We start from the raw sequence: 18,269 nt of genomic DNA on the forward strand, positions 1-18,269 counted from the left end.
AGGCTTGAACTTTCTGCAAACGATTCCTGTTTGGGCCCTGCTCTTTTTCTTCTTCATTGCACCGTCGACACACGGTCAGACTCAGCCACCGACGCCTGAGCTCAGCAGGCTGTTGGAAGTTTGCCACATCGTCGCCGATCACCACGCTGAACCGCCGACGATGCAGCAGCTGGTTTTGCTGGCTGCAAAGTCCATTCACCACTCGCAAGAAACCGTTTCGGCAAAAGACCTGAGCCAACAGATTTCGAGGCTCCGGACGGACCAGGAATTCCTGTCGCTGCTGCAATCGACCATCAAAAATTCCGACGCTTTTGACGCAACCGTTGCGATCGAGAACTTCCTGGAGCGAATCCCCGGCACCGGACGGTTGATAGATCTTGAAGCCGCCAAACATGACGTTCAGGCCAAACCGAACGGGCTCGTTGGCGTTGGCATCGCTCTTTCCATTGAGCAAAACCAGCCGCTCATTTCGGAATGTTTCTACGGCGGACCTGCCTCAATAGCTGGTGTAAAAAGCAACGATACAATCCTCGAAATCGATGGCAAGCCGACTGCAGGGCAAAGTCTCAACGAAATCGTCAGCCAGCTTCGCGGAGCAGCGGATTCCAAAGTAGCACTGCTCTTGCAACATCCGACCGCAGGGACACGCACCGTTGTTGTTACGAGAAACGTAACCTTTATCCCCACCGTGACCGGTGCCTTTCAAAATGACGATGGCAAATGGAATTATCGGCTGAAGGACCATCCGGAACTGGCGTTGCTGCGGATCGATCGCTTCGGAAACGGAACTGCCGAAGAACTTGAAAAACTCAGCCTTTTGCTCGACCGCACACGGCCTGCCGGCATCATCCTCGACCTACGAGCCGGCGGAGGAGCATTGCATGACGTCGTTAACGTCGCCGACAAGTTTCTTGACGCGGGAAGAATCGGAAGCACAACGATCGCTGAAGCCGAAACCATTCACCGGTCGAACGACGGTTGCCTGTTTGAGGATATTCCGATCGTTGTGCTGACTTCGACGACATCCAGCTCCAGCAGCGCATTTCTTGCCGCCGCACTGCAAGACCGCGATCGGGCCGTTGTCGTTGGCGAACCGACCAACGGAGCGTCTTACCTTCGCAGTCAATTCGATTTGAACAACGGAGACAAAGTCATCATCCCGTCGGGCTACATCCGGCGCATCAACGGTACGAAGCTGTTCACGCTCGAAAACCCGATCTTGATCACTCACAATGCTCGGCGACGCATGCGAGACGAAAACTTCAATCGCAAATCTGCCAACATGGTGTTTCCAAATTTCGTCGTATTCGCCGATCGGAACACGCCTGAGTTATTGGCGGCGGTAAGCAAACAACCCGAATCAAAAACCCACAACGACCCAATTTTGACCAACGCCGTTTCGGTGCTTCGTCGAATGACGGGCAGCACGGACTGATCTACAATCTCCGCCATCGCACTTCCCCACAAAGATTCCAAGCTCGCAAAAATGATTGAAATTAGCGCTGACGTTATCCTTCTCGACATCGAAGGCACCACCTCATCGATCGACTTTGTCCACGACGTCATGTTTCCGTTTGCACGAAAGCGGGTTCCCGGCTTTGTTGCGTCGAACTGGGATTCTCCGGAGCTCAACGGATGCATCGAACTGCTGTCCGAAGACCTTGGCAAAGAATCAGTCGCAGCCTGGCTTTCGGGTAACGCCGAATCGAATCAGCAATCCGTCATCGATGCGGTGGTCGACATGATTGACAACGACGTCAAAGCAACCGGACTTAAACAGCTTCAGGGCATCATTTGGAAATCGGGTTTCCACAGCGGCGAACTGGTGGCTCATTTATATAAGGACACCGCACCAGCACTCGAGCGTTGGAAAGATGCGGGGCTCGATCTGCGAATCTATTCATCCGGCAGCATCGCCGCCCAGAAGCTGTTTTTCGGGCACAGTGTCGCGGGAGATCTGCTGCATCTGTTTTCGGCGAACTACGACACAACGACGGGGCCGAAGAAAGAAGCGGAGAGCTATCACCGAATCGCGGCCGATATTGGAGTCGATGCGGATCAAATCGTTTTTGTTAGCGATGTTCCCGCCGAATTGGACGCCGCCGCCGAAGCAGGATTTCAAACCGTGCTTAGTTTGCGTCCCGGAAATGCTGTTGTTGAGAACGCCGACGACTACCAGCAAATTGAGTCATTTGAGCAGCTTTTGGTCGCGCCAAACCAACTGTCCTAGCAGTAACTTGCCGCCATTGCTGAAGCCATCATTTTTGGCTTCGTTTTGTTCACCGCGAAACTATTTGCCTAAAAAGCCATTCGATGGAGTGGGCATCAACCTCGTCGACAAACGGCTCTGGCGTTGTTCAGTACAGGCCATATCGTCCGAAACGCCGCAAATAGTGGCCTTTTCTGTAAAGCTAACTGCCGCGAAACAGGTCTCGGCAAAACGCATCAGCTAAATTCACAATTGGCCAAATTTGTGCCCTTGCTAACGCAAGCCCAAATATATTGCGGGGCTTAGGGCGCCTTTCTGAGAGAAATGCGCGAATTTATGGTTAAATAATTCTGCTTTGGGGTATAATTCTGCAACCTTATGAAATTAATCCTTGGTCTTTTTTTGAGTGATTTATGAAACGTTCACAGAAGCGATATGGCTTCACCCTCGTTGAGCTTTTGGTCGTCATTGCCATCATCGGAATTCTGATCGGCATGCTTTTGCCAGCTGTTCAGCAAGTTCGCGAAGCAGCACGTCGCACACAATGCATGAACAACATGCGTCAGATTGCACTTGCTTGTTTGAACTTTGAAAGTGCTCACATGCGGTTCCCTACGGGTGCCCTTGGTGTCGCTGACCCAGTTCTTCCTGGTGTTGAACCACAACGTATGGGTCTGCTTGCACAGATCCTTCCACACATCGAAGCAAACAACGTTGCTGCCATGTGTGAGCCAAACCTGAGCACCAAGCGCTACGGCGATGACGGAGCTGGTTACGGTGTTTGGATTAACTACAACCTTGCCGGTGGAGCGACAACTCGCTTCGCAGCTCTTTACAACATTCCAGCTTTCCGCTGCCCAACGGATTCAGTTCCGTCAACTGACAAAACAGCTGACGTAACTCGCACCTACGGTGTTGGACCAAGTAGCGTTACTGTTACTTTGGGTGGCTGGGGCGACTGGTCAAGTAACCTGCTTGGCGAAGAGTACGGCCTGACAAACTACATCGGTGTCGCTGGTGTACTTGGTGATGACTCAAGCGAGTCTGACAACTGGAGTGCTCACGACGGAATGTTCCTTAACCGTAGCCGCACCACGTTCGGTCGCATGTCTGACGGATCAAGTAACATCATCATGATGGGCGAAGTTGTTACTGAGCCTCTTGATGAATGGCCTTGGCCCGGCGAAACTGTCGGTCGAGCCTGGATTGGTACTCACACGATCGGAACAGTATTCTGGCCCGATAGCAGTTGGGGACCGGCCCAGCTCTTCGAATACGCAAGCGGCCACCCAGGCACTGTTAGCTTCTCACGTGGCGATGGTTCAGTGGGTGCTGTTAGCGAAGACACTGACGCAACAGTCATTCGCAACATGTCTGGTATCGCAGACGGAACCGTTGCTTCGATCGACTAGTTTTACTTAAACTTTTAGAAAGTTATTGACAATGAAATTTGTACTTTCGGCGCTATTGGTTGCTGGTAGTTTCGTCGTTTCCTTTGGCGGCTGCTCAGATTCCACAGAGATTACTGAGCCAGATAAAGAAAACGTAAGCACCGAAGCTGTAGATTCTTCTGCAGCAGGTGTTGAATCACAATCAACAACTGTTGACTGATAGACGTCTGTATCAGATTCATGAAAGCCTCGAGCTCAGCTCGAGGCTTTTTTCATGTCTGTGCCTGTGGCTCCGGTCGATTGCCGCCACCATTAATCGCGGAACGAGAGCGTGGATTGATGGAACCAATCGCCATGGATTGATGGCAGAGAGATCGCCATATTGTGACCGGATCAGCTGACCATGCATTGCTGAACTTGAACCGACAGAAGCAACTATTTCGCTATTTGAAGTTGGTTCACGGACGCTTCCACTAACGACCTTCTTTTCGCCACGCAGCGAATGCCATCCAAGTAACGATCGCCATCCAAGCAACGATCGCCATCCAAGCAACGATCGCCAAATTGGCCGAGTGATGATCACGATGGCCGAGGCAACATTCTCGCAACCGCCTGCACCTCACGATGTGCACGAAAGCGGCTTTAAATCAGTGCCGGACTAAACATGAAAGCGATTCCACAACAGCCTGGGGACTCGATCGATCACACTTACGACCGCACCGGTGACTCGTGCTTTCCGAACACCATGCGTCCGGCGCTGGTTTGCAACATGCTGGTCACCGCGATTTCGATTTCCTTGCCAATGTGCGGGCGACCATCCTCGATCACGATCATCGTCCCATCGTCAAGGTAGCCGACTCCCTGCCCCGGTCCCTCACCGGCTTTCACAACCTTCAGTTTGATCTTTTCGCCGGGCAAGAACACTGGTTTCAGCGAGTTCGCGATTTCATTCAGGTTAATTACGGGCACGTTTTGTAGCTTGGCAACTTTATTGAGGTTGAAATCGCCGGTGACGACTTTGCCCTCAAGGTGCCGAGCCAGCATCAACAGCTTCATATCCACCGGCTGGCCCTGCATTTCAGGCAGCTCTCGATCATAGACCTTGAAGTCTATGGACGGATTGTTCCGCAGCCGATCAAGCACATCCAGCCCACGACGGCCACGTGAGCGACGCATTTTGTCACTGCTATCGGCAATTGCCTGCAGCTCGGCAAGCACAAAGCGAGGCATGATCAGCTGATTGTCCAGTATCCCCGTATCGATAATGTCCGCGATCCGGCCATCGATCACGACGCTGGTATCCAGAATGTATGGTTTGAGCCCTTTAACGTCTTTGCTGAATTCGACATAGGGAATAACAAAGCGGAAATCGTCCTTGGTCTGCCACAGCAAGCTAATACAGGAATAGCAAACTGAGGCTCCGATAAACGTAACGATCACACTCCGGAGAAACTCGGGGCGAATGCCGATTGTCTGAGCTTCGAGCAATCCGAACAGCGGCATCAATGCGACGTTGATGACGTAGGTTAAAAACAACCCAACCACCAAGCCGAAATAGACGCTGGAAATCATGTCAATTCGCTTGTTGGTGATCAACAGGTCGGCAACGATCGTTCCAACAGAACCGAACAGAAAGACACCAAAGATCAACCAGATGGCAGCCCGATTCACTTCTGCATTGTCATTCGCCATCGACCCATTGATCAAAGACACCCCCAGACCGACCGCGACGATCAGGAAGCAGGTTCTGAGAATCCAGAGTGGCAAGTTGTTCACGATAAAATCTCCGACGCTGTCGGAGCCGAGCCGACGTGATACAGAATCTACTATTTACTAAAACGACTATCGCAGACTGAAGTTCGCAGCAAAAGCAGATTTGTTGCTACAATTCCCGTTAAAACGCCTGTTTATCGGGGATAACGGAACGATTCCAACATTTTGCGGACGCAATCTGCCGACTGCCAATCCGTCCGGAAAACGCCTCGAAAGCCAGAAATCCGTCGATGTCGAAGCGGGCAGCATTCTAACGACATCGCGGGGCAGCGTGTTAGCCAGGAAATCGTTATTGGCAAATTCTGGAGTAAGTTTGCTCGCAAAAATGATCGGTCATCCCGGCGATGTACTCGACAGCCATCCGGCGGACTCCCGTTTTCTCACTCCGTTGCTGATACTTTTCCGGAAAGAGTTCCGGTCGCTCGCAGTATTTGGCAAACATTTCCTTGAGCCGCTGTTGAGCTCGTTGGCGAATCGCAATCAGATCAGGATGCCGATAGACATTGCGATACAGGAATGCCTCAAGTTCACGTTTCTGTTCCGCCAACTCCGTTGGATGCTCAATTAAAAAATCAGAGTTCATCGCCTCTGTGGCCGAGGCAAACGCACGATCCTGAAGCTGTCCTGCACAATGCGAAATCAGACTGGTCACTTGCCGTTCCACCAGCTGATGAACGATCGCCTTGCGAGTTAGATCGTCATTGAGATTGGTGTACTTGTCGCGGACCCGTTTTAACGCATCGCGAATTAGCTGAACGGACGACATCTCCTCGATCGTCACCAGCTTCAGCTTGACCGCATCGTCGGTGTCATGCGCGTCGTAAGTTGTGCTGTCGGCAGCGTCGACCAGTTGGACTTCCAGCAGTGGACGGGGGCCGTCTGTTTTCGTTTTATCGATCCGCTTTTGCTGTCCGGCGAGTACTTCGTAAGTCAGATTCAAGCCCGGAAACTCCTGGTACCGGATTTCGATCTCTTCGGCGATCGTGAGTGCGAACTGGTTGTGAGAAAAACCGCCTTCGTCCGCGATACACTCATGGAGCGCGTCCTCACCAGCGTGGCCGTAAGGCGGATGGCCAATGTCGTGCATCAAGGCAAGCGCTTCGATCAAATCCTCGTTCAAGCCAAGCACTCGGCCGATCGTTCGAGCAATCGTCGCGACTTCCTGAGTATGCGTCAGCCGCGTGCGATGATAGTCCCCCATTTCACCGGTGAAGACTTGCATCTTTCCCGAGAGCCGGCGGTACGCAGAGCTATGCAGAATCCGGTCGCGATCACGCTGATACGGCCCGCGGTAAGAGTGCTCTTCCTGGGGATATTTGCGGCCGGCGGAGTCACAGCTTCTCATCGCCCAGGGCGCGAGCAGCGTCTTCTCTCGCTCTTCCACCCAGGACAGCGAATCATCGCCACCGTTCGAAGTCGAGCTCGGTTTATTGTGGTCAGTCATATTTTTCTAAATGCCAACGGGCCACCTGAATTCAGGTGACCCGCAGGAGATTCTCTGGAAGTAAGCAGCCCAAGTCGCAAACGCAAAGCCACAAATGTGGCTCGGATAGAAAGCACCGCTGAAACATTCGACTCAGCGGTGGCTTGATCGAGGCAAAGCCAGACTTTCCTTTTCCCGTTTGCGAGAAAGCGACCCTAGCTCAGGCCTTCGCAGCGGTTGATGCAGTTCAAATCTTCGAAAGCCACTTTCAGGCGGTCAACGAAAGACTGCTCGCCTTTTCGCAACCACGCGCGAGGATCGTAGAACTTCTTGTTGGGAACATCGTCGCCATCCGGATTGCCAAGCTGAGTCTGCAAGTAGCCTTCATTGCCCTTGTAGTACTCGAGAACGCCTTTCCAGGTCGCCCACTGCATGTCGGTATCAAGATTCATCTTGATCGCACCGTACTCAATGGCTTCGCGAATCTCTTCACGCGACGAACCAGATCCGCCGTGGAAAACAAAGTTCACTGGCAGATCGCCGGTACCAAATTTTTCCTTGATGTGGTCCTGTGAGTTCTTCAGGATGATCGGCTGAAGCGAAACGTTGCCCGGCTTGTAGACGCCGTGAACGTTGCCGAATGCTGCAGCGATTGTGAAGCGCGGCGAGATCTTGTTGAGGGCTTCGTAGAAGTCAGAAACTTCCGATGGCTGAGTGTAGAGCTTACTACTGTCGACATCGGTGTTGTCCACGCCGTCTTCTTCGCCACCGGTGATTCCAAGCTCGATTTCGATCAGCATGTCAACTTTGTTCATGCGCTCGAAGTACTTGCAGCAGATCTCGATGTTCTCTTCGAGCGGCTCTTCCGACAGGTCAAGCATGTGAGAACTGTAGAGTGGCTTGCCAGTCGCAGCGTAATGCTTTTCGCTGGCGGCAATCAATCCGTCGATCCACGGAAGAAGTTTCTTGGCACAGTGATCGGTGTGCAGCACGACCGGAACGCCGTAGTGTTCAGCCATCGCGTGAACGTGCTGGGCACCCGAAACGCAACCTGCGATTGCAGCCGCCTGGTTGTCATTCGAAAGACTCTTGCCAGCGAAGAAAGTTCCACCACCGTTGGAGAACTGAATCATGACCGGGGAGTTGACTGCTGCAGCGGCTTCCAGAACGGCGTTGATCGAATTGGTTCCGACAACGTTAACGGCTGGCATCGCATAATTGTTCTCGTTCGCGTTACGCAGCAAACGGTCGAGTGCTTCTCCGGTTACAACGCCCGGCTTGATTTGTGAGTCGCTCATGAAATGAAATCTGTGGTTAGGTAATAATGGTTGATATTCGAATTCGGAGGCCACGACATTGTCCGAATCTCAGCGAGCATTATCTGTCACCTTGCACGTAAAACAATGGCAACAAGGGCTTCCTTGCGAGTTTTAACCTATCAGGGAATAACAGACCTCGAAGATGGCTAACGGGAACCAGCCATTCCTAAGCCGCAACCCTGCCGTGGCTCACTTGTGAACATCTTACCGCAGCGGCGGCGGAGTCACTTCAGTCACGCGAACGAGCAAAAACCTTTGCCATGGCTCGGGCCGTCGGCGATCAGGCTCCAGCACCCTGTCTTCCAACAGTTCGCCTTGCACCAACACCGCAGCGTCGAGGGATTCGAGTTCAGATTCCGATGAAGCATCGAGTTCGTTTCCAGCCTTGAAGTTGGATTCCGAAGTTGAATTCTCTGCGTTTAGCATCGGGAAAAATTCCGACGTATCGACATCATCCGTTAGCTCTGAACTATCCGTTGTAAGTCCACGTTCGATCGAGTCCATCCAGTCCGCATGCGCTGGTTCCGTATCGTCGACGACATCGACTTTGGCGTTGAAGAACAGATCGCCGATCCGCTCCAGCCGATTGGTCGGAGCCACCATCACGGTCTCACCTGGCTGAACCGATATTTCAAACGATAGCGCGCGAAGCTCTTTCACATCGCGGCGTTGTTGTACTGCAAAGTTTGTCCCGTCGACTCCGATTCGCGAAAGGTTCTGGCCGTAGTGGACTTCGGGGATGAACTGGAGCCTCACTGACCCGTCTGGCATCGGCCATGAAGTGATTCGCATGTGGCATTGAGCCAACGAGGCGCGATCCGGAAACTGGCTCTCTCCGACGTAAACGACCCACGACGATTTTTGCCGAACCGGCGAGACCTCGACGGTGAAACTCTGGCCACGTTTCTTTTCGACATGCCGGTGTGAAGCCATGCGGTAAATGGGCTCGAGCTTTCCCGCTTCGGCGAGTTCCAGTTCCTGACCGTCAAGCCATCGCGGATCCTGGATTCGAGGTGCCAACATTTTTTGAATGTCTGGCGTGTTGATGCTTGAGATCACCGATACGCGCAACCCGTTGTCGTCGAGTCGCTGCCTGATTTCGAGCGGCAGTTTCTGGTCAGTCGTTTCGACGAAATCGGCAAACTGAGTTTGCTGCTGGTCGTCAAGTTCCACGACGGCGACGCGAACCGCAACGGAGTCATTTTCCATTTTGGATTTCGGCAGCACGATGCCGTCGCTGCGTTTTTCGTTGACTTTCAGATTGCGGCATCCAAAGTTGGTCAGCGCAGCAGCGAGCGCGAGCCAAATCGCAACCGTTGAGATGAATTTTCCCGCGCTCATTGCTGCGGATCATGGCATGCTATCGCATCCGCTTCAATGCGAATCCGAGACGGTAAACAGCGGCTCAATCGCCCAAACCGGGTAGCGTCGGGACTTGCTGTCAGAATCGAGGAATGGTGTTGGGCGTGCGGTTCGAAACATGGGTTTTGGGTTCTGCTACCAGAGCCGTCGAACACAAAGAAAATTTTCTTCAGGACGAAGATTGATTCCAAGATCCGGTGCTGGTCGGCGAAAACAGGCTATTGGCCAGCGATCCTCAAATCGAACTCCGGACGAAATCATGTTTCCATCTCTTGTCCTTGCTCAGTCAGCCCAGGCGACTCAGACCAACTTCCTTGACCGAGTCGACCCTGGATTGCTGTCAGTGGCGATGCTCGTGGCCGTGATCGGCACGTTCATCCTGGCGGTCGTCATTGTGGGTTGCGTCGCGACAACTATCCAGCGTGCGATTGCGATCCGCGAGTCCAACAAGTTGATTGTCGATTTGTTGAATCGGGGTTATTCAGCGGATGAGATCGAGCGAGTTGTTTATGGCAACATCAAGTTCAGCAGAAAAGTCGGCAAGTTCTTCCGCAACGCACGCAATGCGTTTCGCCAGGAAGAGCGATCCCCTGTACCACCAACGAAGCACACACAGCAGTCCGCTTAAGTTGCCACAATGCAACGGTGGCGCGATGGCGCGGGCTTCAGCTTTGAACGCAGCCCGAAACAATTATCCCGCTTTGCGAACGGGTTGTTCTGCATACAGATTCTCAAGCTTTGAGTGCAGGATCTCCCAGCGTTTGCTGACATAGTCAAAGCGATCCAGGACTTCGAATCGCAACAGCTCCAGGGCGAGCTTCATGTACTCATCGGATTCTGTGTTCTCGAAGTGTTCGATGACGCCCTCCATCGACAGCTGGCTATCGATGACATCGTTCTGCATCTGGAGCAAGTGAAATTGCAGACTCTGCAATTGTCGCTCTCGAAGTTTCAGCTCACGTTCCCGATCCGAGTTCGCAGCACCGCGGGCATCCATGCTCGTTTGCCACGAAGCAATTTTCTCGTTGAGGCTGTTTTCTTTTTCCTGAAGGCGATCGCGGCGACGTTTCAGATGGCTCGTCAATTCGGCAATCTGCAATGGGACTTCGAGTGGCTGGTCCAGGTTGTCGTCGAAGACTTCTTTATCAACATGGACAACGCGGAGTCGTGGCGATCGCGTCGCGTCTTCCCGAACACTGACATCGTGGCGAGAAGTTCGCCGCGCATCCTGGCCGGGAGCACTCTCAATCTGACCGAGAACAATTGCGGGGTTCGCGACTTTGCGGACGGATTCTGAGGCAGGTGTCGTCATGGTTCAATCCTTTTTGCATGCTCGTGGAACACTCGGGGCACAGTATTCTCACCTCATTGAAAATCGACAAATTTTGGCCTCAATCCGCGGAGTAACCACGAACGTCCGGTTCTGCGGGAAAACATGTTGAGCTTTGCCGGTTGTGCGGGCAGGAACGGCGATCGCGAATGAAAACGCGGCACGATTGACGGTTGAAGGACGGTCTACCGCATGAAACAATGAGCTGGCCGAAATGGCATCTAAAAAGTGCAACCACAGGAATCTGATGAGAATCGAACCGCTCGGAGACAAAATCGTAGTCAAACGCATGGCCGCTGAAGAAGTGACTGCGGGTGGAATCCTGTTGCCCGGCAGTGCTCAGGAAAAACCGGCTCAAGGCAAGGTCCTCTCGGTTGGCAACGGACGCATGCTTCCAGATGGCTCGCGAGCCGGATTCCAGGTTAGCGAAGGCGACCGCGTTTTGTTCTCCAGCTACGCGGGAAGCGAAATCGAAATCGACGGGAACCACTTGTTGATTATGTCCGAAGCAGAAATTCTGGCAGTCCTTGCTTAGCTCGATCGCAAGTCGATCCGTGGCAGCGGCGATAGCCTGCATTGTCAGACTCAACCGTCCGCATCAATCGCCACATGTCGAACGGCGCGACAACCGGCGTCGACCTGTCGAATGGCGCGTCACTGAGACAGAGCGTTTCAAAATCGAGAAACAGGCGATCTTTCATGCGCCTCATACGGCTAAAATAGGTTCGCGCTCGGTTGTGAATGAAGCCCGATATTGGGCCGCGGCATACGCCTGATTTTGTTCGCAACCTGGCACTAAAAATGCAGTTAGAAGACAGTAACACTGCCGACAAGAATCCGGAGCTATCCATGTACAAGTCAATCGTTTGTTGCGTCCTTCTTTTGGTCGCCCTAGGGACATCCTCGCTGCGGGCTCAAACCCAGCCCGATTCCAGGGGCGCAAAATTTCAGCAGCAGCTACGCCAGACCGCCGACAAAGGCGTCGCGTACCTGCTGGAGAAAGGCCGCGACGAAACCGATGGCTCGTTCAGCAAGCAGCTTAGCCCTGCCGTCACCGGGCTCTGCATCTCTGCCCTGGTTCGCAACGGCGTCCCGGTTGGCAACAAGAAAGTACAGCAGTCTCTGGCTTTTTTGGAAACGATGGTTCAGCCGGACGGCGGCATTTATGGCAAAGGCAGCCATTTGCGGAACTATGAAACCAGTGTCAGCGTGATCGCGTTTCATCAATGCAATGTCGATGGCAAGTACGACGAAATTCTCGATCGGGCTTCCAAATTTCTAAAAGGCATTCAGTGGGATGACGGCGAAGGCCATGGCATTGAGTCCAACCACCACGGAGGCCAGGGCTACGGCAGCCACGAACGTCCGGACCTCTCGAATACTTCGTTCTTTCTCGACGCGTTAAAAGAACTTGAAGACGACGACATGCAAAACAGCGATGCCGTTCGCAAAGCCCTGATTTTCACTTCACGCTGCCAGAACCTGGCTTCGCCCTACAACAGCGCAGAATTCACAGAACACATCCCTGAAGGCGACGAAGGCTCGTTCATCTACTCAGCCGTTGGCAAAGGTGAGACCAAAGTCGAACCAAACTCAACGACACCCGCCGGAGGCCTTCGTGGATACGCGTCGATGACTTACGCCGGACTGAAAACGTTCCTTTATGCGGGCGTCGACAAAGATGACTTCCGCGTGAAAGCGGCCATGGATTGGATCAGTCGGCATTACGATTTGGATTCGAACCCTGGCATGGGCAAGCAGGGGCTCTTTTATTACTACCACGTGTTCGCAAAAACAATGAATGCGATTGGCGATCCGAAGCTGAAGGACCACGAAGGCGTCGAACACGATTGGCGGTCGGACCTGGTGAGCAAACTGGCATCGATGCAGAAATCCGATGGATCCTGGACGAACGAGCACGATCGCTGGTACGAGGGCGACCCGAATTTGGTGACGGCGTACAGCTTGCTGGCGATCAGTTATTGCCAGGATTCGCCAAACCAAAAACAGGACGCGGTTTCGGAAACCGAATCAGAAAAGTCACTTCGCCACGTCGTGATGTTTGCTTTCAACGACGACGCGAGCAAAGAGCAAATTGCAGAAGTTGAATCTGCGTTCGCTGCGTTGCCGGAGAAGATCGACACGATCACTGGTTTTGAATGGGGAACGAACAACAGTCCTGAAGGGCTCAACGATGGCCTCACTCACTGCTTCCTGGTGACCTTTGACAGCGAGGCCGGGCGAGCGGAGTATCTGCCTCATCCGGCTCACAAAGCATTCGTTGATATCTTGAAGCCAATCCTGAAAAAGGCTGTGGTGATCGACTATTGGACCAAGGACTAGAAGTGGTCCGGCTTCACCGACATTGGCGTCTTTCGTGCACGGAATCAGGCGAAACAGCGTCTTTGCTCAATGGTATTGTTTCGACTAAATCCAATGTAAGCGGACCTCGTTTGCGACACAAATACAGGTTGAACCGTCGAGAATTCGGGAATTCTTCTCGGTGGAGCAGATTCTGGCAGATTGCGGAAATGAGTCCAAAGCTGTTCAAGATCTTCAGCCAACATTTCCGAAAGAGCGGTAATTGCGGCTTTGTGTCGCTTCCCGGGGCGGTCGACTGTTTTTTCCATTGACAGGCTCTGGCCGATCGAGGATCATTTGCGACTCGAAAAATGCGGAGAAAATAGATGAAAATCAAGAAAAGCGACACCGTTCAAATCATCAGCGGCAAAGACAAAGGCGTCACTGGAAAAGTGATTTCTGTTGATCATGCCAAGGATCAAATCACGGTCGAAGGCGTCAATGTCGTCTTCCGTCACGTGAAGCCAAGCCAAAAGAATCCTCAGGGCGGACGCTTGGAAGTTTCGCTTCCTGTTCCGGCTTCAAAGGTGATGGCGCTGTGCCCAAAGACGAACAAGCCAACTCGCGTCGGTTACCGTACGCTTGAGAATGGCACCAAAGAACGTTTCGCCAAAAAGAGCGGCGCGTCGATGGGCGAAGTCTGGAGCAGCTAACGCTTCTGGCTGACAACCGAATTTGAGAAGGCCGCTGAAAATCGCCAGCGGCTTTTTTCATGCGCCGCCGGATCGCGACGACGCATGCATTCAAACAAGGTTGCGAGCCAGAAGATCTACTTCTCGCCAATCGCCTGGTCGGGCCGCATGCGAAACCAGATCGCAATCGCCACAACATTCAACACGGCTGCGAAAACGAAAAAAGCACTTGGTCCGCCGAAGTAGCTCTTGATCGTCGGGAACGCGAGTGCTGTCGCGAATGAGCCCAGGTTGCCCGCCATGTTCATCGTTCCGGAAACCGCACCGGCGCTCTTGCCGCCGATGTCCACGCAGTAAGACCACGACGGACTGAGCGTCATGTCGGCTCCGAACAGTGCCAGCGTGAAAAACAGAATCGTGCTGGTCGCATCCGTCATCTGCAAACTGCAATACAAGCCAATCGCTGCGAGCGTGAATCCGATGATTGCAGGGATGCGGCGCGACCACACCAGGCCGGATCGAACGAACAGAAAGTCGACCAAGAAACCCGAAAACCAGTTCCCTGCCGCGCCACCGATCAGCGGTAACGCACACAGCAAACCGGCGGTCGACGGGTTCAGGTCGTAGGTCTCCTTCACGTATGGAAACAGCCACGTCAAGGCAAAGAAGAAAGTAAAGTTGCTGCAGAAGTACTGAATCATCGCCAGCCAAACTGATGTCGATCGGATGATCGTCGCGAAAGGAATCTGACTGACGCTCTCGCTGCTAACCTGTTGTCGGTTGGCCAGAATGTATTCTTTCTCTGCCTCAGAAACCCGCGGATGTTCGGTCGGATCATTGCGAAAGACCAGCACCCAGATCGCGGCAAACACGATTCCGACGCCGCCCAGAATGTAGAACGCTCCGCGCCAGCCGACCGCGGCGATCAACATCGGCATCAGGAACATCGCCGCAGCACCGCCCAGTCGTGAGGCAGAAAAGTTGATGCCCGTCACGAGCCCACGTTCCTTGACGGGATACCAGTTGAACGTCGCCCGAGCCAAACCTGGAAAAGCGCCGGCTTCGGTGGCGCCAAAGATAAATCTGGCGATCAGTAGCTGAACGTATCCGCCAACCGCGCCGGTGACCGCCGTCATCAGCGACCATAACCCCACGATGCATCCGAGCAAAGCTCGCGGTCCGGTTCGATCGGCCAGCGTTCCCGTTGGCGTTTGAGCGAGCGCGTACCCGAGGGTAAATATCGCCATCGCCCAACCCCACTGGACGTCGGTGAAGCCAAACTCTTCGACCATCGCTTCTTTCGACGTCGAAATACAGGCTCGGTCGATGTACAGCAGCAGCGACAGACAGAAAGTAAGCGCGACCAGAAGAAAGCGAAATGGCATGATTGATCTTTGGCTAAGCGTGGTGGTTCATGCCATCAATTTATCACGGAATGAACACCAAAGAGCGATCGGGATGCCAATTAAGCTGCCATATCAACTTCTGCCATTTTGAAGCTGCGCCGTTGCAACGGCTTTCACTCGCACCGCTGCCTACGAACCGTTGCCGGGAGCCTGATGCGCCGGATGTTCGTGGTACAGATGACTGTGAACCATGTGGATGTGACTGCGAAGGTGAAGTGTATTCTTGGCGATATCCTTGGCTCGCAAAACGTCTTCGTGATCGCCAAGCAACACCACCAGGCTATGTCCGTCTTTGACCAGTTGCTCGTACTCTTCGAGCGTTGGAACATCGACCGAATCGTCTTCGACTGCGTGGTCGACTCCGGCCATACCACCCATGATCGCACCGGTCATGCCACCCATGATTGCCATCCCCAAAGCCAAGCCTGGAAAGGTCGTCAACAGTCCGGCCAGCAAACCGGCACCCGCTCCGACGCCGCCCCATTTGACAGTGCTTTCGAGCATCGAACTCTCGGTCGTTTCGTGATCCTCTGGCGTCTCGACTTCAGGAGCCTCGCTGTGCACGTTGTGTGTCACCAATTCGATCCGGTCGAGCGGAAATCCTGCATCGTGATAATTTTCGACAAGCGTTTTCGCGGTCTTGAGGTCCTCGAAAACGACGACGAGTGCCTTCGGGTCCGTTGCTGATGGTTTCTGATTCATCTCGCTGATTCCATTGAAGTCGGATAGAGAAAAGCCCTTCGCGATCGAAACGAGCAACGCGAAGAAAGCAGACTACCCAAAAGCAAACTCCGTGCCGCGCCCCGGAACCCGCAACCATCGCGTTCGACGGGTATTGGTTGCTTCATGTCGCGCACTTTGATGTGCGAAAACGCACGTCACGGACCAATCCTGAATTCAAATTCGGGGATTCCGCCAGTCGCCGGTTAGCCAACAGCAGGAGTTCGTAACGTAACCTCTGTTGCCATTTCGTTCAGGCAATCTTCGTGACCACAATGCTGTCGTGAACTCCCGGAATCAGTTCGGTGTCGCTGACGGTAACGACCTGGTCTCCAGGCCCGAGCGAGAAAAAGCGTGTCGCAAAATGCTCGGAAAGCTGTCGAATCTGCTCGGAGCTGAAACTTGCGTTGCTGACCACGGGAACGATCCCCCAATACAGGCTCATCTGCCGCGCGCTGTGCAGCGAATCAGTGATGCAGACCGTCGGCAAAAAGTCACGATGCTTTGATTTCAGCAGCGCGGTTTCGCCGGTGCTGCTGGCGATCACGACCAGCTTGGCATCGATTTGCCGTGCAATGTCGGCGGCCGCAGAAGCCAGCACTTCCGAAGTCACGTTTTTTGCCAATTGATTCGCCGGAAGCGTCTTGGCTGGAACCGCCTGGAAAGTTTTCTCTGTTTCGACCATGATTCGATTCATCATCAAAACCGATTCGACTGGATACTCACCGACTGCCGTTTCACCGCTGAGCATACAGGCATCGGCACCGTCAAGGATCGCATTGGCGACATCGGAAACTTCTGCTCGCGTCGGCTGCTTGCAGTTGTGCATGCTCTCAAGCATCTGCGTCGCGACGATCACCGGTTTGCGATGCCGGGAACAGCAATCGATGATGCCTTTTTGAGCGAGCGGCGTTTGCGCAATATCGATCTCGACTCCCAGATCGCCCCGGGCCACCATGATCCCGTCCGCAGCGGCAACGATGGAATCCAGATTGTCGAGCGCTTCTCGTTTCTCAATTTTCGCAATCACAGGAGCCTGGCTTTTGGCGTCGCGCAGGACTTGCTTTAGCGATTCGACTTCCGATGCATTCCGCACAAAGCTCAAGCTGACAAAATCAGCCTCGACCGTTGCGGCCCACTTGGCGTGTTCGACATCAATCGCGCCGAGCGCCGGAATACTCAGATTCGTGGCTGGCAAGTTGACGCCCTGACGTGTCCGCACAACGCCGCCGTCGCTGACTTCGCAAACCAGGCGATCGTTTGTTTTCTCTTTCACGATCAGCCTGGAAATTCCGTCCGCCAGTACAATCGTGTCGCCGACCGAAACTTCAGAGATCAGTGGCTGGTAGAGGCAAACCAACTCATCGGGATTGTTTGTTTCGATGCCAGGAACGAAGCAAACAGTTTCTCCGTTGACGAGCGTGATGGCATCGTTGAGCAACTTTCCCAATCGTATCTTTGGTCCGGCAAGATCGACCAGAACTCCAATGGAAGCTCCCATGCTCTGTGAGACTTCGCGAATATTGGCAATGATTTTTTCTTTGCCAGCAATGGATCCGTGAGCCATGTTGAATCGAAACACATCGACTCCGGCTATAATCAACTCCTTAATTTTCTCTTTTGATTTCGACGCAGGTCCGGCGGTCGCTACAATTTTCGTGCGAGCAAAATTTCTGTTTGCGGGATTGGCGTTCAAAAGATTTACCTTTTCGTTTGGCATAAATGATTCGGATCATTATTGATGCATACAACCTGATCTTCCAGTGTGGGTTGCAACCGAAAAATCTCAATTCGCCGCTGGCGTTGCACCGGACGCGGCAAAGGCTGATTCACGAACTGGCGCTTCGAATCGACGAAAACCAGCGACGTGAGGTGAAACTTGTCTTTGACGCCAAGAATCCACGAGGACCATCGACACCGGATCTCGATGGAAAAGGATTCAAAATTGCGTTTTCCCGAGACTATGAAGACGCCGATACGATGGTCATCGAACTACTTCAAAAGCACAGCCAGCCACGCCAGTTGACCATTGTCTCGAACGACCATCGGATTCAGACCGCGGCGACCCGGCGTAACGCGACCGCGATTGACGCGGATGTGTGGTTTGATCGTCTGGGAGAATCCACCAACCGCCCTGCCCTGCCCCGGAATCTGGAAAAGCCGAATCTGGCGCTCTCGGATGATGAAACACAGCAATTGATCGATGAGTTCAGTGATCTTGAGGATGCAGAGCAGTCGGACGACCCAAAGACAAGTGACGCTGGCGACAATGAAACCGATTCACTCTATAATCCCTTCCCCAAAGGATACGGTGAAGACCTGCTCGATTTGTAACGAGCAGAT

General features: G+C 53.3%; 17 protein-coding genes. 9 read left to right on the top strand and 8 right to left on the bottom strand.

Annotated features, from left to right (window positions below):
• Positions 1–4 precede the first annotated feature (4 nt).
• From MFFC18_RS25845 to MFFC18_RS25120, 4 genes are all read left to right on the top strand, one after another.
• Positions 5–1,435 (top strand): S41 family peptidase, encoded by a 1,431-nt coding sequence (locus MFFC18_RS25845; RefSeq protein WP_075083701.1) that lies wholly within the window; start codon positions 5–7, stop codon positions 1,433–1,435.
• 51 nt (positions 1,436–1,486) lie between these two features.
• Positions 1,487–2,230 carry an acireductone synthase gene (gene mtnC / locus MFFC18_RS22160; RefSeq protein WP_075083700.1) on the top strand — a complete coding sequence of 248 codons (744 nt, stop codon included), beginning with the start codon at positions 1,487–1,489 and terminating at the stop codon, positions 2,228–2,230.
• 392 nt (positions 2,231–2,622) lie between these two features.
• A complete protein-coding gene (locus tag MFFC18_RS22165; protein ID WP_075083699.1) occupies positions 2,623–3,621 on the top strand; it encodes a DUF1559 family PulG-like putative transporter in 999 nt (332 codons plus the stop codon).
• A 31-nt stretch (positions 3,622–3,652) separates the two neighbouring features.
• A complete protein-coding gene (locus MFFC18_RS25120; RefSeq protein ID WP_157665094.1) occupies positions 3,653–3,820 on the top strand; it encodes a hypothetical protein in 168 nt (55 codons plus the stop codon).
• 488 nt (positions 3,821–4,308) lie between these two features.
• Here the strand turns inward: MFFC18_RS25120 and MFFC18_RS22170 are convergent, their stop codons facing one another.
• The 4 genes from MFFC18_RS22170 to MFFC18_RS22185 form a co-directional block, all read right to left on the bottom strand.
• A complete protein-coding gene (locus MFFC18_RS22170; RefSeq protein WP_075084115.1) occupies positions 4,309–5,367 on the bottom strand; it encodes a PIN/TRAM domain-containing protein in 1,059 nt (352 codons plus the stop codon).
• 295 nt (positions 5,368–5,662) lie between these two features.
• Positions 5,663–6,817, bottom strand: a complete 1,155-nt coding sequence (dgt, locus tag MFFC18_RS22175; RefSeq protein ID WP_084416985.1) for a dGTP triphosphohydrolase — start codon at positions 6,815–6,817, stop codon at positions 5,663–5,665.
• 194 nt (positions 6,818–7,011) lie between these two features.
• Positions 7,012–8,094: a class II fructose-bisphosphate aldolase gene (gene fbaA, locus MFFC18_RS22180; RefSeq protein WP_075083698.1), complete on the bottom strand. Its 1,083-nt coding sequence runs from the start codon at positions 8,092–8,094 to the stop codon at positions 7,012–7,014.
• Between the two features lie 225 nt (positions 8,095–8,319).
• On the bottom strand, positions 8,320–9,456 hold the full coding sequence (locus MFFC18_RS22185; RefSeq protein WP_075083697.1) for a hypothetical protein: 1,137 nt from the start codon (positions 9,454–9,456) through the stop codon (positions 8,320–8,322).
• A 280-nt stretch (positions 9,457–9,736) separates the two neighbouring features.
• Here MFFC18_RS22185 and MFFC18_RS22190 point away from each other — a divergent pair, with 280 nt between their 5' ends.
• Entirely contained in the window at positions 9,737–10,105 is a 369-nt protein-coding gene (locus MFFC18_RS22190) for a hypothetical protein (protein WP_148619049.1), read from the top strand.
• A gap of 63 nt (positions 10,106–10,168) precedes the next feature.
• On the opposite strand, the gene MFFC18_RS22195 is transcribed toward MFFC18_RS22190, so the two are convergent.
• The gene (locus tag MFFC18_RS22195; protein WP_075083695.1) at positions 10,169–10,789 is read right to left on the bottom strand and encodes a hypothetical protein; all 621 of its coding nucleotides are present in this window, start codon (positions 10,787–10,789) and stop codon (positions 10,169–10,171) included.
• 265 nt (positions 10,790–11,054) lie between these two features.
• Between MFFC18_RS22195 and MFFC18_RS22200 the strand changes: the two genes are divergently transcribed.
• The 3 genes from MFFC18_RS22200 to rplX all read left to right on the top strand — a co-directional run bounded on the left by MFFC18_RS22200 (position 11,055) and on the right by rplX (position 13,821).
• A complete protein-coding gene (locus MFFC18_RS22200; protein WP_075083693.1) occupies positions 11,055–11,342 on the top strand; it encodes a co-chaperone GroES in 288 nt (95 codons plus the stop codon).
• Between the two features lie 314 nt (positions 11,343–11,656).
• Entirely contained in the window at positions 11,657–13,150 is a 1,494-nt protein-coding gene (locus tag MFFC18_RS22205; RefSeq protein WP_162273929.1) for a Dabb family protein, read from the top strand.
• 344 nt (positions 13,151–13,494) lie between these two features.
• The gene (gene rplX / locus MFFC18_RS22210) at positions 13,495–13,821 is read left to right on the top strand and encodes a 50S ribosomal protein L24 (RefSeq protein WP_075083690.1); all 327 of its coding nucleotides are present in this window, start codon (positions 13,495–13,497) and stop codon (positions 13,819–13,821) included.
• Positions 13,822–13,937: 116 nt separating this feature from the next.
• Here the strand turns inward: rplX and MFFC18_RS22215 are convergent, their stop codons facing one another.
• From MFFC18_RS22215 to pyk, 3 genes are all read right to left on the bottom strand, one after another.
• Complete coding sequence (locus MFFC18_RS22215) at positions 13,938–15,185, bottom strand: MFS transporter (RefSeq protein ID WP_075083689.1); 1,248 nt, start codon at positions 15,183–15,185, stop codon at positions 13,938–13,940.
• Positions 15,186–15,335: 150 nt separating this feature from the next.
• The gene (locus tag MFFC18_RS22220) at positions 15,336–15,908 is read right to left on the bottom strand and encodes a hypothetical protein (RefSeq protein ID WP_148619050.1); all 573 of its coding nucleotides are present in this window, start codon (positions 15,906–15,908) and stop codon (positions 15,336–15,338) included.
• A gap of 271 nt (positions 15,909–16,179) precedes the next feature.
• The gene (pyk, locus tag MFFC18_RS22225; RefSeq protein ID WP_075083687.1) at positions 16,180–17,646 is read right to left on the bottom strand and encodes a pyruvate kinase; all 1,467 of its coding nucleotides are present in this window, start codon (positions 17,644–17,646) and stop codon (positions 16,180–16,182) included.
• A gap of 2 nt (positions 17,647–17,648) precedes the next feature.
• Here pyk and MFFC18_RS22230 point away from each other — a divergent pair, with 2 nt between their 5' ends.
• Complete coding sequence (locus MFFC18_RS22230) at positions 17,649–18,260, top strand: NYN domain-containing protein (protein ID WP_075083686.1); 612 nt, start codon at positions 17,649–17,651, stop codon at positions 18,258–18,260.
• Positions 18,261–18,269 lie beyond the last annotated feature (9 nt).

It is taken from the genome of Mariniblastus fucicola, assembly GCF_008087665.1.
Classification (GTDB): domain Bacteria; phylum Planctomycetota; class Planctomycetia; order Pirellulales; family Pirellulaceae; genus Mariniblastus; species Mariniblastus fucicola.

Excerpts from the sequence above, each read along its gene's own strand:
- MFFC18_RS22230 (WP_075083686.1), top strand. The coding sequence starts at position 17,649 with ATGATTCGGATCATTATTGATGCATACAACCTGATCTTCCAGTGTGGG.
- MFFC18_RS22220 (WP_148619050.1), bottom strand. The coding sequence starts at position 15,908 with ATGAATCAGAAACCATCAGCAACGGACCCGAAGGCACTCGTCGTCGTT.
- dgt (WP_084416985.1), bottom strand. The coding sequence starts at position 6,817 with ATGACTGACCACAATAAACCGAGCTCGACTTCGAACGGTGGCGATGAT.
- MFFC18_RS22200 (WP_075083693.1), top strand. The coding sequence starts at position 11,055 with ATGAGAATCGAACCGCTCGGAGACAAAATCGTAGTCAAACGCATGGCC.
- MFFC18_RS22205 (WP_162273929.1), top strand. The coding sequence starts at position 11,657 with ATGTACAAGTCAATCGTTTGTTGCGTCCTTCTTTTGGTCGCCCTAGGG.
- fbaA (WP_075083698.1), bottom strand. The coding sequence starts at position 8,094 with ATGAGCGACTCACAAATCAAGCCGGGCGTTGTAACCGGAGAAGCACTC.
- pyk (WP_075083687.1), bottom strand. The coding sequence starts at position 17,646 with ATGCCAAACGAAAAGGTAAATCTTTTGAACGCCAATCCCGCAAACAGA.
- MFFC18_RS22165 (WP_075083699.1), top strand. The coding sequence starts at position 2,623 with ATGAAACGTTCACAGAAGCGATATGGCTTCACCCTCGTTGAGCTTTTG.
- MFFC18_RS22215 (WP_075083689.1), bottom strand. The coding sequence starts at position 15,185 with ATGCCATTTCGCTTTCTTCTGGTCGCGCTTACTTTCTGTCTGTCGCTG.
- MFFC18_RS25120 (WP_157665094.1), top strand. The coding sequence starts at position 3,653 with ATGAAATTTGTACTTTCGGCGCTATTGGTTGCTGGTAGTTTCGTCGTT.
- mtnC (WP_075083700.1), top strand. The coding sequence starts at position 1,487 with ATGATTGAAATTAGCGCTGACGTTATCCTTCTCGACATCGAAGGCACC.
- rplX (WP_075083690.1), top strand. The coding sequence starts at position 13,495 with ATGAAAATCAAGAAAAGCGACACCGTTCAAATCATCAGCGGCAAAGAC.
- MFFC18_RS22185 (WP_075083697.1), bottom strand. The coding sequence starts at position 9,456 with ATGAGCGCGGGAAAATTCATCTCAACGGTTGCGATTTGGCTCGCGCTC.
- MFFC18_RS22195 (WP_075083695.1), bottom strand. The coding sequence starts at position 10,789 with ATGACGACACCTGCCTCAGAATCCGTCCGCAAAGTCGCGAACCCCGCA.
- MFFC18_RS22190 (WP_148619049.1), top strand. The coding sequence starts at position 9,737 with ATGTTTCCATCTCTTGTCCTTGCTCAGTCAGCCCAGGCGACTCAGACC.